Source organism: Streptococcus gordonii (genome assembly GCF_001553855.1).
In the GTDB taxonomy this organism is placed as follows: domain Bacteria; phylum Bacillota; class Bacilli; order Lactobacillales; family Streptococcaceae; genus Streptococcus; species Streptococcus gordonii.
This window is the reverse complement of record NZ_LQWV01000037.1, coordinates 134,664-158,251: the sequence shown is the minus strand read 5'-3', so window position 1 is coordinate 158,251 and position 23,588 is coordinate 134,664. Positions and strand designations below refer to the sequence as shown.

General features: G+C 39.9%; 19 protein-coding genes. 3 read left to right on the top strand and 16 right to left on the bottom strand.

What is annotated here, in order from left to right; translation table 11 throughout:
• From AWH02_RS08005 to AWH02_RS07985, 5 genes are all read right to left on the bottom strand, one after another.
• Positions 1-6,233: CshA/CshB family fibrillar adhesin-related protein (locus AWH02_RS08005; protein ID WP_060954919.1), on the bottom strand; the 6,233-nt coding region annotated here is incomplete at its 3' end.
• Positions 6,234-6,562: 329 nt separating this feature from the next.
• Positions 6,563-7,282 carry an acetolactate decarboxylase gene (budA, locus tag AWH02_RS08000; protein ID WP_060553938.1) on the bottom strand — a complete coding sequence of 240 codons (720 nt, stop codon included), beginning with the start codon at positions 7,280-7,282 and terminating at the stop codon, positions 6,563-6,565.
• 120 nt (positions 7,283-7,402) lie between these two features.
• Positions 7,403-8,638: a tetratricopeptide repeat protein gene (locus AWH02_RS07995; protein WP_060553939.1), complete on the bottom strand. Its 1,236-nt coding sequence runs from the start codon at positions 8,636-8,638 to the stop codon at positions 7,403-7,405.
• Positions 8,628-9,794, bottom strand: a complete 1,167-nt coding sequence (locus AWH02_RS07990) for an AI-2E family transporter (protein ID WP_060553940.1) — start codon at positions 9,792-9,794, stop codon at positions 8,628-8,630. The genes AWH02_RS07995 and AWH02_RS07990 overlap by 11 nt, the downstream gene beginning before the upstream one ends.
• Before the next feature lie 150 nt (positions 9,795-9,944).
• Positions 9,945-10,388 (bottom strand): flavodoxin, encoded by a 444-nt coding sequence (locus AWH02_RS07985; RefSeq protein WP_008808931.1) that lies wholly within the window; start codon positions 10,386-10,388, stop codon positions 9,945-9,947.
• Positions 10,389-10,504: 116 nt separating this feature from the next.
• Here AWH02_RS07985 and AWH02_RS07980 point away from each other — a divergent pair, with 116 nt between their 5' ends.
• The gene (locus AWH02_RS07980; protein ID WP_060553941.1) at positions 10,505-11,449 is read left to right on the top strand and encodes a DHH family phosphoesterase; all 945 of its coding nucleotides are present in this window, start codon (positions 10,505-10,507) and stop codon (positions 11,447-11,449) included.
• Positions 11,450-11,547: 98 nt separating this feature from the next.
• The gene (locus AWH02_RS07975; RefSeq protein WP_002895374.1) at positions 11,548-11,790 is read left to right on the top strand and encodes a type B 50S ribosomal protein L31; all 243 of its coding nucleotides are present in this window, start codon (positions 11,548-11,550) and stop codon (positions 11,788-11,790) included.
• 154 nt (positions 11,791-11,944) lie between these two features.
• Here AWH02_RS07975 and AWH02_RS07970 read toward each other — a convergent pair whose 3' ends face one another.
• Both AWH02_RS07970 and AWH02_RS07965 read right to left on the bottom strand, forming a co-directional pair.
• Positions 11,945-13,372 carry a CAP domain-containing protein gene (locus tag AWH02_RS07970; RefSeq protein WP_060553942.1) on the bottom strand — a complete coding sequence of 476 codons (1,428 nt, stop codon included), beginning with the start codon at positions 13,370-13,372 and terminating at the stop codon, positions 11,945-11,947.
• 223 nt (positions 13,373-13,595) lie between these two features.
• Positions 13,596-15,596, bottom strand: a complete 2,001-nt coding sequence (locus AWH02_RS07965; protein ID WP_060553943.1) for a CAP domain-containing protein — start codon at positions 15,594-15,596, stop codon at positions 13,596-13,598.
• Positions 15,597-16,396: 800 nt separating this feature from the next.
• Between AWH02_RS07965 and AWH02_RS07960 the strand changes: the two genes are divergently transcribed.
• Positions 16,397-17,269, top strand: coding sequence for an N-acetylmuramoyl-L-alanine amidase family protein (locus AWH02_RS07960; protein ID WP_060553944.1), 873 nt, complete (start codon positions 16,397-16,399; stop codon positions 17,267-17,269).
• An 89-nt stretch (positions 17,270-17,358) separates the two neighbouring features.
• On the opposite strand, the gene AWH02_RS07955 is transcribed toward AWH02_RS07960, so the two are convergent.
• The 9 genes from AWH02_RS07955 to pepV all read right to left on the bottom strand — a co-directional run bounded on the left by AWH02_RS07955 (position 17,359) and on the right by pepV (position 23,554).
• Complete coding sequence (locus AWH02_RS07955; RefSeq protein ID WP_045502298.1) at positions 17,359-17,649, bottom strand: cupin domain-containing protein; 291 nt, start codon at positions 17,647-17,649, stop codon at positions 17,359-17,361.
• Between the two features lie 60 nt (positions 17,650-17,709).
• On the bottom strand, positions 17,710-18,453 hold the full coding sequence (gene ldcB, locus AWH02_RS07950) for an LD-carboxypeptidase LdcB/DacB (protein WP_060554088.1): 744 nt from the start codon (positions 18,451-18,453) through the stop codon (positions 17,710-17,712).
• A 116-nt stretch (positions 18,454-18,569) separates the two neighbouring features.
• Complete coding sequence (locus tag AWH02_RS07945) at positions 18,570-18,884, bottom strand: rhodanese-like domain-containing protein (RefSeq protein WP_081041947.1); 315 nt, start codon at positions 18,882-18,884, stop codon at positions 18,570-18,572.
• Positions 18,877-19,845 (bottom strand): zinc-binding alcohol dehydrogenase family protein, encoded by a 969-nt coding sequence (locus AWH02_RS07940; protein ID WP_060553946.1) that lies wholly within the window; start codon positions 19,843-19,845, stop codon positions 18,877-18,879. Before AWH02_RS07940 ends, AWH02_RS07945 begins: the two co-directional genes overlap by 8 nt.
• Before the next feature lie 176 nt (positions 19,846-20,021).
• Positions 20,022-20,471 (bottom strand): MarR family transcriptional regulator, encoded by a 450-nt coding sequence (locus AWH02_RS07935; RefSeq protein ID WP_060553947.1) that lies wholly within the window; start codon positions 20,469-20,471, stop codon positions 20,022-20,024.
• Between the two features lie 166 nt (positions 20,472-20,637).
• On the bottom strand, positions 20,638-20,958 hold the full coding sequence (locus AWH02_RS07930) for a TfoX/Sxy family protein (protein WP_060553948.1): 321 nt from the start codon (positions 20,956-20,958) through the stop codon (positions 20,638-20,640).
• Positions 20,959-21,011: 53 nt separating this feature from the next.
• A complete protein-coding gene (locus AWH02_RS07925; RefSeq protein ID WP_060553949.1) occupies positions 21,012-21,500 on the bottom strand; it encodes a prolyl-tRNA synthetase associated domain-containing protein in 489 nt (162 codons plus the stop codon).
• 12 nt (positions 21,501-21,512) lie between these two features.
• Complete coding sequence (locus AWH02_RS07920) at positions 21,513-22,097, bottom strand: uracil-DNA glycosylase family protein (RefSeq protein WP_060954918.1); 585 nt, start codon at positions 22,095-22,097, stop codon at positions 21,513-21,515.
• A 53-nt stretch (positions 22,098-22,150) separates the two neighbouring features.
• Positions 22,151-23,554, bottom strand: coding sequence for a dipeptidase PepV (pepV, locus tag AWH02_RS07915; protein ID WP_060553951.1), 1,404 nt, complete (start codon positions 23,552-23,554; stop codon positions 22,151-22,153).
• Positions 23,555-23,588: the final 34 nt, after the last annotated feature.

Here is a 23,588-nt window from a genome sequence, read left to right as displayed (position 1 = left end):
GTTTCATCAATTGGAACCAGTGTATCGCCACCTTGGAAGGTTGGAGTACCAGTTTGAGGAAGGCCTTGAGGACCTGTGCTAGTTGCACCAGTTCCTGTAGGAGTTACCTTAGTAAACTCTGGACTATAAGTCGCAGTAACTTCTGTACCGTTCTTATCCACGCGTTTAACCGTTACTGGGTCTGGTTTGCCTACAAACTGCTTGTCTGGAGTGAAGGTTACTGTTCCGTCTGGCGCAATTGTGTAAGTTCCTTGACCTGGAATAGACTTCTCTTTGCTGCCATCGTCGAAGGTTGGCTCGACCGTTTCATCAATTGGAACCAGTGGATCGCCACCTTGGAAGGTTGGGGTACCAGTTTGAGGAAGTCCTTGAGGACCTGTGCTAGTTGCGTTAGTGCTGGTTGGAACTACTTCTTTCACTACTGCTTGGTACTTGACAGTAACAGGAGTGCCGTTGGCATCCACACGAGTCAATTCAAGTTCTGGTGTTTCACCCTTGAACTGTTTATCAGGAGTGAAGGTCACCTTACCATCTGCGTCCACTTCGAACTTACCAACATTTGGCACTTCTTTCACAGTTGTCCCATTGTCAAATAGTGGAGTCGAATTCGCTGGGAATGGAACAGAGTCATGGCCTGGAGTGAAGGTCACTTTACCTTCTTGGACCTGACCTTGAAGCCCCTCTGTCTTATCACCCGTACCAGTTGGTGTTACCTTAGTAAACTCTGGACTGTAAGTTGCAGTGACAGGAGTGCCGTTCTTATCCACGCGTTTCACGGTGACTGGATCTGGTTTACCAACGAACTGCTTGTCTGGCGTGAAGGTTACAGTTCCATCTGGCGCAATCATATAAGTTCCTTGACCTGGAATGTTCTTCTCTTTGCTTCCATCTGCGAAGGTTGGCTCAACTGTTTCATCGATTGGAACCAGTGGGTCACCTCCTTGGAAGGTTGGGGTACCTGTTTGTGGAACACCCTGCGGACCTGTGCTGGTTGCGTCAGTTCCTGTAGGAGTCACTTTAGTCACTGTTGGTGTATAAGTTGCAGTAACTTCTGTACCGTTCTTATCTACACGTTTCACTGTGACTGGATTAGGAGTACCAACGTACTTCTTATCCGGCGTAAAGGTAATAGATCCATCTGGATTGATGCTGTATTCACCTACACCTGGAACTGTTTTCGTTGACTGTCCATCTTCGAAAGTCATTGGTTTCGTATCATCAATCGGAACCAATGGATTACCTTCTGTGAAGGTTGGGGTACCCTTTTGCGGTTGACCTTGGATACCATTTGAAGTGGCATCCGTTGAAGTTGGTGTTACTTCTTTCACCACTGCTTGGTACTTGACAGTAACAGGAGTTCCATTGGCATCCACACGAGTCAATTCAAGTTCTGGTGTTTCACCCTTGAACTGTTTATCAGGAGTGAAGGTCACCTTACCATCTGCGTTCACTTCGAACTTACCAACATTTGGAACTTCCTTCACAGCTGTCCCATTGTCAAATAGTGGAGTCGAATCCGCTGGGAATGGAACAGAGTCATGGCCTGGAGTGAAGGTCACTTTACCTTCTTGGACCTGACCTTGAAGTCCTTCTGTCTTATCACCAGTACCAGTTGGTGTTACCTTAGTAAACTCTGGACTGTAGGTTGCAGTGACTGGAGTGCCGTTCTTATCCACGCGTTTCACGGTGACTGGATCAGGATTTCCGACAAACTGCTTGTCTGGAGTAAAGGTTACAGTTCCGTCTGGTGCAATTGTGTAAGTTCCTTGTCCTGAAATAGACTTCTCTTTGCTTCCATCTGCGAAGGTTGGCTCAACTGTTTCATCGATTGGAACCAGTGGGTCACCTCCTTGGAAGGTTGGGGTACCTGTTTGTGGAACACCCTGCGGACCTGTGCTGGTTGCGTCAGTTCCTGTAGGAGTCACTTTAGTCACTGTTGGTGTATAAGTTGCGGTAACTTCTGTACCATTCTTATCCACTCGTTTCACTGTGACTGGATCTGGTGTACCAACATATTGTTTGTCTGGCGTAAAGGTAATAGAGCCATCTGGATTGATGCTGTATTCACCTACACCTGGAACTGTTTTCGTTGACTGACCGTCTTCGAAAGTCATTGGTTTCGTATCATCAATCGGAACCAATGGGTTACCTTCTGTGAAGGTTGGGGTTCCTTTTTGCGGTTGACCTTGGATACCATTTGAAGTGGCATCCGTTGAAGTTGGGGTTACCTTAGTCACTGTTGGTGTATAAGTTGCAGTAACTTCTGTACCGTTCTTATCTACACGTTTCACTGTGACTGGATTAGGAGTACCAACGTACTTCTTATCCGGTGTAAAGGTAATAGAGCCATCTGGATTGATGTTGTATTCACCTACACCTGGAACTGTTTTCGTTGACTGTCCATCTTCGAAAGTCATTGGTTTCGTATCATCAATTGGAACCAATGGATTACCTTCTGTGAAGGTTGGGGTTCCTTTTTGCGGTTGACCTTGGATACCATTTGAAGTGGCATCCGTTGAAGTTGGTGTTACCTTGGTTACTGTTGGGGTATAAGTCGCAGTGACTTCTGTACCATTCTTATCCACTCGTTTCAGTGTGACTGGATCTGGTGTACCAACATATTGTTTTTCTGGCGTAAAGGTAATAGATCCATCAGAGTTAATAGCGTACACACCTACACCCGAAACAGTCTTCGTTGACTGACCATCTTCGAATGTCAATGGTTTCGTATCATCTAGTGGAACTGCTGGATCACCTGCTGTAAAGGTTGGCTTACCGCTTTGTGGCTGTCCTTGCAGACCAGTTGAGGTATCATTTGTACTTGTTGGAGTGACTTTAGTCACTGTAGGTTGATAAACAGCTTCAGCAGTAGAACCATTCTTATCTGTCACACGAAGAGTTGCAGGAGTTGGTGTACCATAGAAATCAGGTGCTGGTTGGAAGCTAATATCCCCATTCGGTTGAACAGTATAGGTTCCTTGAAGTTTACCGCTAGCATCATGTACTGGTAAGCTGTTACCTTGTTGAACTTGTCCATTAACCACAAATTGTGGACCTTCTGGTGCAAATGGCACAGTCTCATTTTGACCATTGATAGTTGCTTGACCAGGAGTAAAGGTGAGGTGGCTGTCTTGTTTTTGACCTTGAAGTCCAGTAGTTTCTGCTCCTTGACCTGTTGGAGTTGCAGCCTTAACATCTGCTTGGTAAGTAGCTGTTACTTCTGTTCCGTTCTTATCTACACGCTTAACGGTTTCTGCAGTTGGACGTCCAGAGTAGCCAGGAACTGGTTGGAATGTAACACGTCCTGTACTATCCACCTTATAAGTTCCAACACCAGGAACCTCTTTTGTCGATTGACCGTTGTCAAAGGTTGGCGCAATTGATTCATCAATCGGAACACGGTTATCACCTGGAGTGAAAATCAAGTTCCCAGATTGTTCTGCCCCTTGAATACCTTCAGAACTTGCGTTTTGAGATGTTGGAACAACTCGGGTAACAGTTGGTTGATAAGTTGCAAAGTGATCATTACCACTTGCATCATTTACTTTTAATTTAATCGGATCAACAGTTCCTACAAATGATTTATTTGGGGTAAAGGTTACTCGACCTGTAGTTGGATCTAAGTTGAAGGTACCAACCTCTTTACCACCTGATGTTGCAGGAATACTAGTTCCTGAGATAGGATCTCCATTTCCATCTAAGAAAGTAGCAGGATTACTTGCAGATGGTTGAACCGGTGTGTTGGCTGGATTACCATCTGTAAATGAGATGTCTTTTACTTGCGCTAAACCTTGAGCATCAGTCGAACGATGCTCAGTGTAATCAAATACTGTAGGAACATAACGAGCATCCATAGAATTTAGAGGTTGGTTGATGACTGGTTCTGAATTGTTTTTCGCTGACCATTCAGTGCTTGCACCGTTGCTATCAAAGCGACGGATGTTAATACCTGATGTAGTCCCTACGTATCCAGCATTTGGAACAAAAACAACATCGACATTATCACCATTTGGCGTCACTTTGTAACGGCCTTCTGCAGTTGTATACCAACCTTCTGCATCTGCCGTTAATTCACGTCCATTATTATCTAAAACAACAGGTGCCTTATTAGTATCAATTGTTGTTCTAGCATTCTCATCTTCTTTAGAATAACCACGAGATGTGAAGTGTAGGCTTGTTTGTTGTTGTTGATCGCGTAAGCCCTTGGTTTCCTTCTTCTCACCCTTTGGTGGGTATGTAAGGTTGACTTGTAAGTCTTCAACTTCACCACTGAAGGCTGTACCGGTAGGCTTCTCGATATCACCTTGATTCAAGGCAATACGAACACGCATCCCTAACTTCTTGACTGAGTCGTCATTCATTGGAGCATGATTTCTGAAAGTAACTGTGTAGTCTCCTTCAGAAGTGACTTCAGTAAACTCACTGGCTTCGTTCTCGTCAAATTTTCCGTTATTGTTGAAATCAATCCAAGCTCGAACATAGGCTTTTTCATTTCCATTAGCTGAAGCATGGAAACGAAGCGAATAATCCCCATCACGAAGACGATCTGCTTGGAACAAGTCATGAGTCTTGCCAACTAAGTCTGCTGGTAAAAGCTGATCAATCCCTTCATCAGCATGATCAGTGCTATCATCATGGGTCCAATCATTACCTGACGTAGTATCAATATCCGCAGGCTTTCGGCCAAGGTAAGGTTGCGGATTTTGTGCACCTGTAGCCGCATTGTAACCAGAAATAGCATGAACAGCATTGCCATAGCTTTCAGGCGCGTCACCAGTATCGACAACCATAAACCCAATCATGGCTCCCTGTTGACCAGATGAGGCGATATAAATGCCTACTTCAGATGCCTCACGAGTCATTACGATTGGCACAGTGTGATCCTTAGACGTGTTAGGACCAAAGACTTGTGAACCTAAACCACCCGTTTTTTGATCTGGGTTTGTGAATTTAGTCCAGTCAATTGTTGGAGTAGTTGCGTTGTCACCAATATACTGGCCAAGCCGATTCGGATTCATAGGTGCATAGGTATCTGTAATCACATTACCATTTGGCGCAACACGTTTCCATTCTGCTAGATGCTCCCATCCTTGCCCATTAGTAGTAAAGATAGCATATTCACCTGGGTTAGCTTCTTCACCATCCGCCATAACGACTGTTGCTTTGACTGGCTTGTTAAGGTAAGTAGCTTCAACCTTAAACTTCACACCGTAGCTAGCACCATTTTTAGGTACCTGAAGCTGAGTTTTCCTACCGTTGGTATCAATTCCTTGCTCGCGCAAGGCAGTCCATTTGTTCATCGGCGCCCCAATGATTTTTGGTCGCGCAGAATCACCTTCACTAACTTGACGGTTATAATCTGCAGGGACATATCTAAACCAAGTGTTTTTGGCATCAGGATCATAGGTATTAGCATACTGAGTGCCTGCTACACGATCACGATAAATCTCAGTTGAGTGGAAAGGTTTTAATTCTGTAACTGTTAATTTAACTACATAGCCTGGAGAGATTTCCTTCTCATAAACACTTCCTACTTTTAGAGAGCCGTCAGTATCAAGATCTCTAAATGCCTGAGAATCACCAAAATCTAGCCAGTTGATCTGTTTCACTAAGTCTGCTGGTCTCTTCTTCTCAGAATCCGCTAAAGTTGGTTTCTCAATAGTATTATTTGGGTCACCATCTCGTAAACCAGTAGGCGTAGCGTCTCGTCGTGCTCGGCGAGAACGTGTAGGTTGTGTAGCTTCCCTAGTCGCTACTGGTTGTTCTGTAGTTCTTGAAGTGCTTACAGCGTCTGAACTAGCCTCAGTTGAAGCTGGATTAGTATTCTCTGCAGGCTTAACTTCTGTAGGAAGGACCGGCTTCTCAACTGAAGGTTGAGGTGTTTCAGAAGCTACTGGTTGCTCATCCTTCGGTTTCTCAGTAGACTCTGAAGCTGAGTTTGTAGGTGCAGTATGCTCAGCTGTCTGAGGTGCCTCAGTAGCTGTGGCTGCTACAGTAGTTTCTGCATTTTGTGAAGCTTCTGAAGCTACTGGTGCTGTAGCAGTTGCTGGTGATTCAGCAAGGTCAGCTCGAGCAACCTCGTTTTGAATACCAGAAGCGCTTGTTTCATCAGCGCTAACCTGCGTTGCTGCCCCTAATAGTATAAGGGTTGACAAGAGCACAGAACAAACACCGACGTTTAGTTTTCGAATAGAAAACTTACGCAGGTGTGGATTAAACAAATCTTTTCCCATAATGATCTCCTATTTATTCATTATATTCCAGCCTATTATACATTATTTTTTTCTGCTTGGCTATATAAAATATACTAAAAAATTAGATTTTCGATGCTTTTAAAGAACTTTGAAAGGGATCAGCAATCATTATAGATCACACATCATTATAAAAAGAAATTATCTAGCCTATACTTGACGGTATAAGCATTAGAAATAAACAGGTAAATCTTGCTCACGTGGTCTAAAATTTACATAAATTGAATCCCTATACTTTCCTTTATCTTACAAAATAAAAACCCTGACCAAACTAACCTAAATTTAGGTTGCTGGCCAAGGAATTTATCTTATTATTCTACTCGATCAATATCTTCTTTCATTTCATCCATATTGAATTTGGCAAATAGATAGTCACGATCCTGAACAGGGAAACGTTGATCTAACTGGTCAATTGCTCCAAGTTCAACAATACCCTCTTTGATGACAAAGTCCATGACATGTCCACCGAAGCTCAAATCGTCTGATACAAAATGAAGATGATATCCTGCTAAGCTAACACCATGAAAAATCTCTGGTGTCCAGATACCAACGATTGTCCCAGTTACATTTTCCTTACTGTATTCAGGTTGGTTAACAGCAACTTCTGCAAACTTTCGGTCTGACGTTGACTTAGGAATCATGCGAACGCGCATATGAGAAAAGTTGCCATGAATCTTGATGGAACGAAAAAGATTTTCCCCATCATAATAGGACTCAATTCTTTCCTCCAGTTCCTTATCATTCATTTCAAAACGCTGGCGGAAAATCACCTCTGCCTTGTGAGGGACTACCGCTGCATAGGGAACCGTCTCTGACGGATCCACCTCAACTACTTCTGGTACTTCTCCAGATCCTTTGGCTTGATAAGCCTTGCCATCTAGAACTATCAACTCCCCGTCAATAGAATCCAAAGTACCTATACCTAAATCACCATATTGAAGCAACTCCCCAATCGTCATTGTCCCACCATAAAGACCAGACATCAAGGCGCCCAAAGTATTATATTGAAATAATTTAACCGGTTCAAACATTTTTAATCCTCTACTCTTCTTTCATCTTCTCTTATAAAGCAAAATTAGTATAACACAAAATTTTATAATTGCAAAAAAACATATCTAGATGATATGCTTTTACAATTAATTATAAAAAATTTAACAGTCTAGGCTATCATAAAATTCTTGCATTGCACTGTCATCTGGCACCAGACTCAAATAGTGCTGAGCTTCTTGTTTGGCTCTTTCAAGCTCGCCACATTCTCTCAACAGGTAAATGTATTCTTCCAAAAATTCTGGATTATCTCTCAAATCCCTATGCAATTCTCCATAGAGCTCTTGGGCTTTTTCTATGTCCTCTAAGGCCTGATAACTTCGAGCTATGTTCCATCGAGTCAACACATTGTCCCAATCCTGATCCTCCAAAGCAAGAATATCTTCATATCTCTCCTGTTCTAGATAAAGGTTAGTCAGGCGCAGAGCTAGCCCTTCTAGATCATCAGCATTATCCCAGGCATCTAATAGATAGCTCTCTGCTTTTTCAGTATCATGAAGTTCATAGGAAACTTGCGAGGCTAATAGTGCTAGCTGGCTATCAAACGGATTTTTATTCAAACCTTGCTGGGCAATGAATAGAGCCACCTCAGCTTGATGGTCTGCATGAAGAGACAGTGCATAGATATATTCATAGCCTTCAAAATCTGGCGAAAGAGTATCCAATTGTTTGAAATAGAGATTAGCCTTCTGATAGTCTTCTTGATCGTAAAGGATCACGGCCAATTCAAATACTGCAGATTCGTCATATTCTATTTCAATAGCCTTTTGAAGAAATTCAATGGCAGCTTCAAACTTTCCTAAGCTGGCATAGCTCACCCCTATTCTCTGGTAGGTTGAGATCCCTGTCTGCTCATAAATTGTCCGATTATCAAGACTGGCATATTCCTTGATCGCCTGTGTGAAATTGCCTAATTCAAAATCTATTTCAGCCATTCCAAAAGTAATGATAGGATCGTCACTTAATTGACTGGCTTCAACTAGTTTCTCACGCGCTACATCAGTTAGACCTTCCATCTGGTATAAATCTGCCTTAATCAAAAGAGCATTGACATACCACGGATCGTTCGATCTGATTTCCTCCAAGTAGCCAAAAGCTTCCTCTAAGTCTCCATCTTCACTGGCAATAGCCGCCAAATTTAGATTAACCTGCGGATAAAGGGGAGCCAGTTTATTATAGATACGCTTGGCTTGTAAAAAGAAGCCGATACTTTCTAAATATTCTGCTAGGTCCAATAAGATAGAATCACTATCCTCTAACAAGGCTTTTTCAAACCACTGTTCTGCTTGCACTAAATCCTGAGCCTCAATGGCAGACAGCATTTTCTCACTATTGTTCACTTACTTCTTCCTCTACTTCATCATCATACAAACCACTCACTACTTTGTACCACTTAAAGATAGCTGTAATCACCACTTTTGCAGAAGCGTAGACTGGAATTCCCAGCAAGACCCCCCAAATCCCAAACATCGATCCAGATGTTAAGAGTACAAAAAGAATAGTAATCGGATGAATACTCAATTGACTACCTAAAATAAGGGGAGAGACAAAACGCCCCTCTATTGTTTGCTCCACAATAAAGACAATGATAACTTTCAAGAGCATAACAGGTCCCGCAATCAGCCCCAAAACAAGCGCCGGTAGCATAGCCAAAAAGCTTCCTAAATACGGAACCAAGTTGAGCACTCCAGCTACGACTGCCAAGGTCACTCCATAGCGCAGTCCAATGATCTTAAAGAGAATCATAAACATAAAGGCAACAATGATTGCAACTGTTATCTGTCCGCGAACATAATTAGCCAACTGACTATTCACGTCGGACAAAACTTGACCAACCGGCTCACGTAATTTCTTAGGTAGGAACTGAGTTACATAGCCTTTCAAATTTTTCCCATCTCGAAGGAGGTAGAATAGAATGAAAGGCATAATAATGACAGCAACAATAACTTGAGAAGCAGCACTGACAAAATTACTAGCCCAGTTAACCGCCCGAGCAGAAAAGTTACTTGCCCATGTCGTTAATTGAGAAGAAATATTCTCCGTAACTTGCTCAATCTGCGGACGAAACTCTTCAGACAGGCGACTATCCAATAAATCATCAATTATTTTTTTAGATTGCTTGAGATAAGAAGGCATGTTTCTAAAGAAACTTACAATCTGAGCCTGAAGATTTGGAATGACAACCGCCAACCCCCAAATCAAAAGCACGGTAATCAATACAAAAACAATCGTAATTGCTACAAGACGATTGATCTTCCGCTTTTCCATCATGTCTACCAGAGGATTAAGCAGATAATAGAGCAAACCTGCCAGTATCACTGGTAACATAATAACTGAAATAAACTCAATAATAGGGGTGAAAATAAAACTAATTTTACTCAAGACCAAGAGATTGAGTCCAATCAATAAACAAACTAAGAAAACCGTAATGGCTTTATTATCCAAAAACCATCTAAAAAACCAACTCATGCTAAATTCTTTTTCTTTAGGTTCCATCCTTCTCTCCTTTTCTTTTATCTTCTTATTGTAGCATTTTTTACAGAAAAACTCCCGATGAAACTAAAGAAAAAAAGAGAGAACAACAAATCCTCTCTTCCTTCCCATATATTCCGTCTTTTGACTATTCTATACTTTTTAGGAAATATCTTAGCTTACTTTTGCAGCTAAGCTAGCAGCGAAATTCTCCAGATTTTCAATATCATCTTCTTCTGCTGCTAAATCAACCTTAACATTTTCAGCACCTTTTGTTGCACCAGTTGAAACGAAAACAGCATCAAAGTCATCTACTGCTTTACAGAATTCGTCATAGAAAGTATCACCTGAGCCAACGACACCATAAATCTTATCAGATAAATCCAAATCAGCCAAGTCTTCATAGAAATCCATGATTTCGTCAGGTAATTCTCCATCACCGTACGTATAGGTCGCCACAATAGCAATGTCTGCTTCTAGAAAATCTGAAGCATCAACTGTCGTACACTCATCAACATCAACATCTAAGCCTAAATCTCTTAACTTATCAGCAACGATATCAGCGATTTCTTCTGTATTACCTGTCATACTTGCAAATACAATTTTTGCTAAAGCCATAGTTTCCTCCAAAATATCTTCTATTGATAATTATAGCACATATTTTTCATTTTAAAAATAGAAATCTTGTGTTACAATTAAACAATAACTCTAAGCAAGAAGGAACGATTTTTTCTATGACAATTCAACATCAAATTTTACAAAAGATCAAGGAATATAAAACGATTATCATTCATCGCCATGTAAATCCGGATCCTGATGCCTTAGGTAGTCAAGTCGGTTTACAAAAGCTCCTTCAGCTAAATTTCCCTGAAAAAACAGTTAAGGTAACTGGATACGATGAACCAAGTCTAACTTGGCTAGCCCAAATGGATGATGTCTCAGATCAAGATTATGAAAACTCCTTGGTTATCGTATGCGACACTGCTAATACAGCTCGAATTGATGATAAAAGGTATCCAAATGGATCATTTCTGATTAAAATAGATCATCATCCTAACGATGACGTTTATGGTGATTTAGCGTGGGTTGATACCAATTCAAGTAGCACCTGCGAACTAATTTCTTTATTCGCTTTAGACAATCACCTAAAAATGGATGCATATATCGCTAAACTCCTCTACGCTGGAATTACTGGTGACACGGGACGCTTTCTTTATCCCGCTACTACCGCTCGAACCCTACAAGTCGCTAGTCAATTAAGAGAATTTCCCTTTGATTTTGCTACGCTGGCTCGGAAAATGGACTCTTTCAGCTACAAAGTTGCTAAGCTTCAAGGCTATGTTTACGATCATCTTGAACTTGATGAAAATGGAGCTGCTCGTGTCATCATCACTCAGGATTTACTAAAAGCTCACCAACTTACAGATGCCGAAACTGCAGATATTGTCGCAACTCCTGGTCGAATTGAGGACGTCAAGTTGTGGGGAATCTTTGTTGAACAAGAAAGCGGTCATTACCGTGTACGATTGCGCAGCAAATTCATTCCAATCAATGAAGTCGCAAAAAATCATCATGGCGGAGGACATCCCTTAGCTAGTGGCGCCAACTCCTATTCACTAGAAGAAAATGAAGAAATCTTCCAAGAATTAAAAGAATTAGCCAAAAAGCAAAGAAAATGAGCGAAAAGGCTTGTCAAAGCAAATGAAATTTGATAAACTATCAAAGTAACTAATCTATGGCTCGCAAAGAGACCATGGCAGAAAGGAAATTTTTTAAAATGAGAAAAGATATTCACCCAGAATACCGTCCTGTTGTCTTCATGGATACTTCAACTGGTTACCAATTCCTTAGTGGTTCAACTAAGCGTTCAAACGAAACAGTTGAATTCGAAGGGGAAACTTACCCATTGATCCGTGTTGAAATTTCATCAGACTCACACCCATTCTACACTGGACGTCAAAAGTTCACTCAAGCAGATGGACGTGTGGATCGTTTCAACAAAAAATACGGTCTCAAATAAGAACATCTATTCAATACATTCGATTATTGAATTCAAGCCACTTCCGATTACTCGGAAGTGGCTTTTGTTTTGCTTTTAGTAATATAAAACTCCCCCCATCTAAAAGATGGAGGAAGTTCTCGGTTAAAGGAATAGACCATTATATTCATTTATTTTATTTATAATTAAACACCCAATAATATGTACCATCACCTGCTTGTACACAGGCAACGGCACCTTCTTTGGCATCAGGATTTAGAATCAATTCTCTATTTCCTGAGTTTAGCCATTTGTTAGCAACTACTTCAGCATTTTCTTCTCGACGGAAGGTGATACCAGCGCTACTATCATAATTGACAGAAAGTTTCTGAGCTGTTGGTAAAGATTGATTGTTATAAAGTTCATCGGACCATGTTAGTTCTTGTAAGCCAAGTCTTCTACGTTCCGCATTTAATTTTGCAAAAGCAGCTTTAGCCTTATCAATATTAGGGAAGTTTGAGTTTTCAGTTTTTTCCACACGATAAATAAACTTCACATGACCAAATTCTGTTTTTTCATATCCTTTGACGCTACTTGTCAAATAAGCTGTCAAAACGTAATCTCTAGCCCAAGCATGATCCACTGCTTGATTAAAGACATCTTCTTCTTCGAGTTCATATGTCACCTTACAGTCATAGCCTGCATTATCTATCATTTTTGGTGCCAGATGTTGCTGAACATAAGAGATAAATTCTTCCTTGCTCTTGAATGGAAGAGGATCTCCTGCTTTACCAGTACCAACTAGATTCTCTGAGTATAGTTTAACTGTAGAAGCATTATCATCATAATTATATTCATCGTCCTTTGGATTGGAATGATTATTTGGATCAAGAGCCGGATCATTTGGATCCGTTCCGTTAAATAGTTTCCAGCGGTCGCCCATCCACTTGTAATATCCATCGATACCATCAGGGTTTTCGTCTCCAAGATGGACTCGGTAATAATAGGTGCCGTTATCATCTACAAAGCGAGGATCACTCTTCATCCGAGGATCATCAGGTCTGTAGAGAGGTTTTGGCAATTTACTATAATCTATATTTGGATTTGGTGCCCAGTCAGGCTTCTCTGGCTTAGGTGTTTCAGGATCTGGCTTAGGATCTGGAGTCGGATTTGGTTCTGGAGTTGGATCTTCTGCTTTCTTAACATAAACCCACTTACCATTTTCATAGTAATAGTATGAACCATCATCCAACACATAATAGTGATAGCCATTTTCATAACGATAATGCGGATCATTCTTCAGTTTATTAAAGCCATCTTGGTAATAGAGTTCCCACTTACCATTCTTGTAGACATAATAGTCTCCGTTCTGGTTTTTATAGTAGTAATTTCCATTCCAATAAAAGACATTATAGTTATACCATGGATTGTAATAACCAGGGTATCGACCGTAATTATAGTTATTTCTGACGCGCGGATTATAATAGTTAAATCCTGGACGATAGCGAGAATAAAATACGTCATTATGTTCCTCTGCCTGAGCAGTATTTGTAGCAAGAAAAGCTAATACTAAGGCAGAACTAAACAGCATCACTCTCGATAGATACTTTCTTTTTGATTTCATTACTTATACTCCTTTGTAATAAAAACAATGATAGTCTACTCCTCCTCTATATAGTATTCTATCCCCATCTAATCTCTTAGTCAAACAAAAACATAAATATTATCCTATTTTTTTTGTGTTTTTTTGCATATATACTATTGAAGTTTTTGAACAAAAATCCCTTAAGAATTTGATCTTAAGGGATTTTCTAGTTAATTAAGTGAAATCATTAGGAAAAGATTGATTATTTGTAGTTGTAAGTCCAGTAGTATACACCGTTTCCATCTACGACTGTCGCTACAGCTCCTTCAGTTACGTTTGGATCAAGAAGCAATTCTCTCAAACCGCTGTTTGCCCATTTCTTAACGACAGTAGCTGCATCTTCATCACGACGTCCGACAAAGCCAGCGCTATCGTATTGACGTGAAATTTCGTTTACTTTCGGAAGTGCTTGGTTTTGATAAATGTCTTCTGACCAAGTCAACTCTTTCAAACCTTGAGCTTTACGAGTTTCATTGATTTTAGCGAAAGCTTCTTTCGCTTTTGAAACATAGTCATAGTTTGTATCGTTTGTCGCTTCAACACGGTAAACAAACTTCACATAACCAAATTCTACGTCACTGTATTTCTTGTCCTCAACACCACTCTTGAGGTTTGCAATCAAGACATAGTCCTTAGCATATGGGTTTTCTTTAGTCTTTTCAAAGATATCTGCATCTTCGATTTCCCACTCAGCTTTAGCATCCCATCCAGCGTTATCAAGGAATTTAGGATTCATTTTTTCGATAACGTATTTCTTGAACTCTTCAACGTTCTTGAATGGCAATGGTTGACCAGCTTTGGCAGTAGTTACCAAGTTTGTTGAGTAGAGTTTCACGCTAGAGTTTTGATCACTGTACATGTACTCATCGTCAGCAGTATTTTCGTGAAGTTTTGGATCAATACCTGGATCGTTTGGATCTGTCATACCTTGAAGTTTCCATTTTTGTCCAATCCACTTCCAATATGCTGAATAACCTGTACGGTCTGAGTTAGATGGTACATAGTAGTAATGTGTGCTACCATCGAAGTAGTAGTTTTTATCATTCTTAAGGGCTTTATCACCTGGTTTTCCTGGTGGGTAAACCAATTTTGGCGTTTGTCCATTTGGTGCCCATGCCAAGTGCTCAAGTCCTTCTGCTGGTTTTTCAACATAATCAGGGATTTGGTTTTCACTTGATTCTTCAGTTGTTACCAAACCTGGTGTTGTTGGAACAGCTGGTGTTGCTGGTGTTTCAGGTTTAGGCTCAGCCGGCGTTTCTGTTGATGGTTTGAATGGATCAAAATCACTATCTGCACCGTTAATTGGCGGATTTTCTGGTAAATCAAGACTTGGAGTTGTTGGTTGTTCTGGTTTTGGTTCAGCAGGTGTAGTAGGCTCTTCAGGTTTATCGCTAGGCGCTGGAGTTGGAGCCTCAGGTTGTGCTGGAGTTGGAGTTGGAACTTCTGGTTTTGGATCCTCAGCTGGTTGTGCTGGTTTTGGATCTTCAGCTGGTTGTTCTGTACTTGGAGTTTCCGGCTGAGCTTGAGGTGATGGAGTTGTTGAATTGTTGGTTGAAGTCTTAACCAATACCCATTTACCATCTTGGTAATAGTAATAGTCACCATTTTCTAAAACATAGTAATGGTAGCCATTTTCATAACGGTAATGAGGATCGTTTTCCAAATTGTTAGATGATGAGTTATTGTTGCTATTGTTTGTCAATGGTTTCCATTCACCGTCACGGTAAATACGGTAGCTACCATCGTTCATACGGTAGTAGTGATTACCATTCCAGTAGATATAGTTTTCATCGTTTACTAGGTTGTTGTAGTTGTTCCAACCATTGTAACCATAGTTATTGTAGTTGTAACCATAGTTATTGTAGTTGTAATTTGGATAGAAATAATCCCAAATATTAGAACCTAAATAATAGTTATTGTATCCATAGCCATATCCGTATCCATAGTTATTGTAACCATAGCTGTAGTTGTTGTAACGAGAGTTACGACGACTGCTATGACGACTAGTACGGCTGTTAGTTACTGTATTACGGCGACTTGTGAAGCCAGTATTCCAGTAATTAACACCTGGTTGGTATAAGTTACTATAGCGAGAACTATAACCATAGTAGTCAGCGGCCTGAACAGTATTTCCAGAAAAAGCTGGAATCACTGCTGCTGCAGCTAAAACTGAACAAGATAAAAATCTTAGACGTTTCGACATTATAATAAACCTCCAAAATCATTCATTTATCTTTTAGAATGATCTGATATTTTAGACGTGCCATGACAAAAAATAATTCTTCAGTAAATATGATATCTAGGACTTGAATCTTTAGATCAGCATCAATCATGTTTTAATCAGATAGTTTCGCGTAAACTTCTGAGACAAATAATTTGACAAAAAGAAAAACTACCCAATATCAATATTGCTAAAAAATTCTTTTTTATGCATATTTCACATCGACCTAAACTATAACACAAAAATTTAGGCAAAGCAAGAAATTTGTTCGTGTTTTCAAAATTATTTTTTTCAATATTGTTCTTAATGTAATTCTATTTTTTATCTATGTTCGTTTTTGTTTTATTTTACATGCAATTTTTTGATATTTTAAGAGTTAACCCTATTTTTTATTTGTAAACAAGACAGTAAGTGCTTTTATGGTTTGATCTGTGAAGCTATTTCATACAAAAAGGTATTATATCTATAAAACAGTGTTTATTTTTGTTTTATACATGAAACAAAATATGCTTTTAATATATCACTAATTTTTGAAAGATTCGTTGTTTTAGATATTTATCTAAAATAGAAGAATATTACATTCTTATAAATACTTATTTTAAAGCCATCTAGATAGACTCGTTTATTTTTGATTACAAATGCAAATAATAAATATGCTTGAATAAATTAGACATTTCTGTTTGTTTGAAGAATAAAAGAAAATATGGTATCTTAACTGCAGTAACACTTCTCTCTGTGAAATTTTTATTTCACTCCAGCTGAAACCTTTGAAGGAGGAAAAAATGAAACGTCGCTCGCTATTCCTTATACAACTTTTATTGTTAGTTGGTCTATTAGCAACTTTAGTGATACAAGATGGTATTTCTGTTCAAGCCCAACAGATTCGACCGCAAATCACTAATCACACAGATGGACAGTGGATTAAAGATAAGAAGGGTTGGTGGTACAAATATCCAGATGGTAGTTTTCCCAGAAATCAATGGCAGCAAATTAATGGAAGGTATTATTTCTTCAACGTCAACGGCTATATGCTGACTGGCTGGCAAGAATTAGATGGTTTTGGATATTACAAAGAAAGATCTTGGTATTATTTCGACCCAGAAAATGGAGATATGAAGACGGGATGGCAGAATATCAAAGGTAAGTGGTACTACCTTGATCCTGCTGAAGGTTATATGCTAACTGGAGTCCAGCAGGTTGGTGAAAACGGTGAATGTTATTATTTCCATGATAAAAATGGGGATATGCAGACTGGATGGCAACAATTAACAGGTGCTGGTAACCATGAAGGGCCAGCCTGGTATTATTTTAATCCAACAGACGGAAGTATGCTCACAGGCTGGCAAAATATTCAAGGAAAATGGTATTATTTTCAGCCGATTGATGGATATATGCTAACAGGACTTCATCAAATAGGTGATACTGGAAAATCTTATTATCTTAATCCAGTAAACGGGGAAATGTTAACTGGTTGGCAACAGATCGCTGACGAATGGTATTACTTCGCAACTGAAGATGGATCCATGCTCTCAAATGCTTGGCAGGGTTCGTATTACCTTAAAGAAGATGGGAAAATGGCTCACAGTGAAACTCTTCTAATCAATGGCAAACAATATACCTTTAATGAACAAGGTCTTGTAACTACCAATCCATAACTAGAAGATCCACTTCTCTTTATTTAATCCACCTTAGAACTCGATTAAAAAAGAAGTCTGATGTAAAACATCAGACTTCTTTTTTGTTCTTAATAAATCAATTGCTGAATAACTAGGACGTGACTTTCTTCCACACCATATAAACTGTGCAGTTCATTGGGTTCCATTGTAAGAAAAGTTCCTGGAAGCATTTGAACAGTTTCTCCTAAAGCAGTAAAATTCACCTTACCTTCCAAGCAAACTACTGTCACTAATGCATCAGCCTTATGTTCAGGAATTTCCTTCCCCTTTGCCAAATGAAGATGACGGATCAAACGACCTCTTTCTTCAACAGGTGTCTCAACAACATCAATTGATGGATCAATTTTGTAAAATTTCATAAATTTATCCTCCTTGTTTTATTTTATAATGACCTATAGAAAAGACGGAGCCCCATTCTATCAATCTTGATAATCTCCTCCAGAAATACCAAAGTATTCTTCTAATGATTTCCCTGAATCAGCAATTTCCTTAGCTTCCCGTCCAATATAACGCAGATGCCAGCTTTCTGGCATGTAGCCTGTTGAAGTTTCCTTACCTTTTAAAAACCGCACAATAAAGCCATAATTGGCAGCATTATCCAAAAGCCACTGGCTGGCACCTGGTTCTTCCAGCAGATTTCCTTCTGTATCAATCAAGTCAAAGGCTAAACCAGACTGATGTTCACTATATCCAGGTCTAGCTGAATAACGATCGGCAGCCTCCTTTCCATCTCTATCGACATAATTTTGGTAAAGTTCTAGCTGAGTATCATAACTGCGGAAACCACTGTATTGGTCACTTACAGCATAACCAGCGGCTTTCATGTCCGCAATCAGCTTAAGTAAGGCTGCCTTAGCAGTAGGATTTTCTCCAGGATTGTAATGAGAAGAGAGAGGGTACTTTTTATTTACAATCAGGATCTCCTCATACTTTCCTTGTAGACTATAATAACTTCCGTTATAAGAAAGCTCTGCATCCTTTTGTTTTTTATTTGTTTTCTTATCTTCTGCTTGATTTTCTATTTGCTGATTGACAGAATGCTCTTTTGTTTGAACAGAAGTTGATCCTGACGTCTTAGAACTTTCCTTAGCTTTCTTATCAAGTGAACAAGCAACTAATGTAAAGGCAGAGAAGCCAAGCAATAAATAAGCTATTGTTTTCATTTTCATAGGAAAAGATCCTCCATTCACAAGACATATAAAACAAGAGAAATTCTTACCTACATTCTACAAAAAGACCACCAAAAATTCAATGAATTTTAGTGGTCTTCTCAAAATTTCTATTGCGTCAATTCATCTGGATAAGCTTCGACTCCGCCCTCTACATTGGTCACCTGATAACCTTGGCCTTCCAAAAATTCACATGCCCGTGCAGACCGACCTCCTTTTTGGCAGATGACATGGTAGGAAATCCTCTTATCTAAGCTAAGATAGTTTTCTGCTAAGCCACTAAGAGGCAAATTGCGAGCGCCAGCTACATGCCCATTCGCAAACTCATCTACTTCACGAACATCAATCAATTCAATCTTTTCAGTCTGTAAAAGACCTTGTAATTCTTTTGCACTAATCTTTTTCATCATGCTTCTCCTATTTATTTTCATTGATAATCACAACCTTACCAAAACCTGTCTTCCCTTCAATATAAGCATGAGCTTCGGGCACTTCTTCCAAGGAAAAAACGCGCCTCGGGGAAACATCTACTTGGTATCGGTCAATATAGTCAAACAACTCATCCATCAATTCTTGGTTGACTTGAGCTGAATGAAAGGTCGTCATAAAACTATTATTCCTTATCTCTTCAATTGGGTTAAATCCTTCTAGCTCCCACTGTCCCCCTAAGAGACCAGTTACACAGATAATTCCGCCCGGAGCAATATGAACAAATGAATCCTTAATAGTCGATGGACCTACCAACTCTAGAATTTTATCGAACTGCTCCTCAGTCTCCAAGCGACCATCTTGATCAATAACAATGTCATCATAAGCTTGATGCTTAAGTAAAAATTGTTTAGAGCCACTTCGAACCGAACCAACGATATGAACATCAGGAAACTGAGCTTTGGCAAGGCGAGCAAAAGCTAGACCAACACCGCTGGTTGCCGCCCGAACTAAAATCTTATCTTCGGGCTTAATATGCAAATTTTTTAAAGAGCCAAGAGCTGTATAATAGGTCTCAGGAACCGCAGCTAGCTCAGCCCAAGACAGACTGGTTTCGACAGGATAAACCTGGTCATTTGGCAGGAGGACGTACTCAGCATATGAGCCGTCGTAAGCTCGCCCCATTTCTCCCATAATAGAGACTACCTTCTGACCAATCTCTAAATCTGTCCGGGTCGTCTCAGCTACCTGGCCAACACATTCAATGCCTAAAATTCTAGGGAAGCTAACACTAGGTGACAAGCCTTGTCGTGTAAAGATTTCTGAATGATTTATTCCAAATCCTCTAACCTTAACCAAAGTCCATCCTTCTCGTAATTCAGGAATAGGTCTTTCTTCTAAAAGAAGTTTTTCTGGTCCTCCCGGATCATAAATAACAATAGCTCTCATTTTTTTCATAGGATCACCTCCCTTTTTTTGGATAGTGTAACTAATCAAACTTAGACTTAACTTAATCGACAATTCTTATAGTGAAAACCAAAAACTGTAAAAGGCTCTGGAAGGCATTTTATATTTGAATCCATCACCACTATGCTAAGACTTCTTTTAAATTCAAGATAATACTATAGGCTCACTCATCCTTCTTCTTTTTCCACTCTTTCCAAATTGAGCAGAATTTTTTCAAGACAAGTTTCAAAATCTTTTGCTTCTTTTGGGGAAAAATCTTGATATATGATCTCTGTCATTTCCTTAGAAATTCGATCATAATCATCTTTCAAACTCTTAGCATGATCAGTCAAACAAATGACTTTCTTTCGCTTATCCTTTTCATGGGGACAACGTTCAACCAGATTCATCTCCATCATCCGCTCTAACATCTTTGTTAGAGTATTGAGTGTAAGACCTGTCTTATTTGCTAGTTGCGTTTGACTCAGTCGATCTTGCTGCCACAAAGCATGAAGAATCCGTCCTTGTTCACCATTAAAATCCTGAATCTCTTGGTCCAGTAATATCCGATTCATCAGTCGGTTGGATAATCTGTGGATCTTCCCGATATAAAAACCACAGTTAAGCTGTTTCGTCATTTTTCCTCCTTTATAATCTACGATATAGAACTATTTTCTAATTATATTAAATAGAATAATAGCTGTCAAAGATTTAGTTTTCACTGTAAAACACTTACAACACTGTTAAGGAGCATTTCATTATGACAAGAAAAACCAGTTTCATCAGAAAGCGGCTTCTTACTACTTATTTCTTCTTTTTGGGTTTTGGAGCTGGTAGCTCTTCAAACATAGCTTCAAATAAAGTGGTTAGGTAGTCTTTACTGTCCAAATTGTCTACCAGTAGCATTTCTTTAGCACCAGGATAGGGAGACACCTGCACAGCTTCAGACAGATATTTCTGAGCCGCTTTGACTGGTTTGATCAAGAGCTGATCATCATAGATGCCACCGACTATTTTCCCTTTGTAATAAATAATATACTCCCCCATCATAGCCCGATAGCTGATCTCATCTAAATCAGATAACTGCTCCAAGATAAAAGTCAGATATTCCTTGCTAGATGCCATCTTTTTATCTCCTCTCTACTTTTAATACTCCTCTTTTTCAGAGAATTAGCTGGCTAAAGCTCCAGTACTTCATAAGAATATCCCAGATCTTGCAGGAACTTAAACAAATCTGTTGTAGAGACAAAGATGGTCTTTTCATTGGTATTGGGATGGAAAGTCATGATATCCTCTGATACAATGTCCTTATCAAAATAAACTTGAATATCCTTTTCCTCATTGTTGAGCAGACCAAAAGGTGATACCGTTCCTGGTGGTAACTGCATTTTTTCATAGAGGGAATCCGCTGAAGCCATACGAATACGATTGGCTGAAACTAGCTCTTTAAACAAGTCCATATCCAGACTTTTCTTGTCATCCATAATCAGTAGGTAATACTGAGTTTTCTTTTTATTAGTCAAAAACATGGTCTTAGTTCGAACGCCTTCCATGCCTTCAATATAACTATCTGCCTGCTCTGTCGTAAATGCAGGTGGGTGCTCCACTACATCAAAAGTGATCCCCAACTCTTGCAACTTGTTAGCCACTTGTTGATATGCATCCATAGTTTTACTCCTTTATTGATGAATAATCTTTTGTACCAATCCTTGCAATTCTGGCACCACTTCAGCCTCAAACCAAGGATTTTTAGCCATCCAGATTTGGTTGCGGGGCGATGGATGAACTAAAGGAAAAAAGTCAGGCAGATAGTTTTTATAACGTTGGACCGTCTCAGTCAACTTGACATTTCCTGTTTGATGTAGATAGTATTTCTGCGCATACTGACCAATCAAAATAGTCAGCTCAATATCTGGCAAAAGATCTAAAATCGGTTGATGCCATTTATCTGCAAAGTCCTTACGAGGTGGTAAGTCCCCAGACTTTCCATGCCCTGGGAAATAAAAATCCATGGGCAAAACTGCAAAGTAACCAGAATTATAAAAAGTCTCTTCATCGACACCAAGCCATTTTCTAAGACGGTCACCACTCTTGTCCTTCCAGTAAAGTCCAGCCTCTTGAGTTTTAAGTCCCGGTGCTTGACCAACAATGTTAATTCGAGCATTCTTTGGTGCCGCAAAGAGTGGCTTGATTCCCTGCTTTGTATATGCTTGATTTTCTGGGTCGGCCATGATGGCCTTAGCAATATCCTCTATTGTTTGCATGATAGCTCCTTGCAAAGAAACTCATTTGGAAAGACCAAACGAGTTCTTCTTTTTTATTTGATTAATTCGTAGATAGCTTCTGCGTAAATGGCCGCAGCACGGAAAAGATCTTCTACATCTGTAAATTCGTTAGCTTGGTGCATAGTGTTGACATAGTCTGGGAACATAGCACCAAAAGCCACACCACGCTTCAAAAGACGGCCAAAGGTTCCACCACCAATGACTTGCTCATGTCCCTTGAGACCTGTTTGTTTTTCATAAACACTCAAAAGAGTTGCTACCAATTCATCATCTGCTGGAACATAGTGTGGAGTGTGTCCGTGCTCAGATAGGCTTACTGACACAACACCAGCAACTTTTTCAAGACTGGCCTGAATCGCTTTCGGATCAGTTCCTTGCGGGTAACGGATGTTCAGAGCAATAGTATTGTCTGCCTTAGCACTGTCAAAATGGAAGACACCAGCATTCATGCTGAGAGAGCCCATTTTAGCATCTGTATATGCAATTCCTAACTTCTCACCAGTAAAGTCCTCGTGCAGTACTCGAGCTGCCACTTCCAGATAAGACTTGGCAGCACCACCAAAGTCAAATTGGTTCAACAAGAGGGCCAAGTAGGTCCCACCATTGATTCCATCTTCAGGAGTTGATCCATGAGCAGACTTACCAATAATCGTAATGGTATAGGTTTCTTCATCAACAGTTGAGATTTCATACTGAAGCTTGTGTTCCTTGGCAAAGGCATCTAAGAGACCAGCAAGATCCGGTAATTGTCCAGATACAACTGCTGTTGCAGACTCTGGCACCATATTTTCACGGAGGCCACCTGTAAAGCTATGAAGTTTAGCATTCCCAGTGTTGTCATTTCCAAAATGGAGGTACTCGGTGATATTCCCTTTTTCTCCATTAATGATTGGAAATTCCGCATCTGGTGAGAAACCAAAGTCTGGTTCAGGCAGACCAACATGCTTGAAATAATAGTCCATGTCTTGCCAACCGGATTCCTCATCAGTCCCCACCACAAAGCGCACACGCTTCGATACTGGCAGTCCCAAGTCTTTGATGATTTTCAAACCATAGTAACAAGCCATGGTTGGACCTTTATCATCAGATGAACCACGCGCATAAAGCTTACCATCAAGGATTTCAGGTTTGTAAGGATCTGTATTCCAGCCACTTCCGGCAGGAACCACATCCATGTGGGCAAAAATCCCTAGTTCTTCTTGACCCTCGCCAAAAGTAAAGTGACCAGCATAATTGTCTACATTCTTGGTTTCATATCCATCTCGTTCAGCGATTTCTAAAAACTTATGTAGGGCTTGAACAGGTCCAGGTCCAAAAGGATGCTCCTTGTCTGCCTTAGAGTCATCCCGCTCTGAGTTAATTTCCAAAAGACTGAACAGGTCGGCCAAGAGAGCTTCTCTGCGTTTTTCAACTTCTGCTTTAAAATCAATTGTCATTATATTACCCCAATCTCTAATTCGATTTAAATCA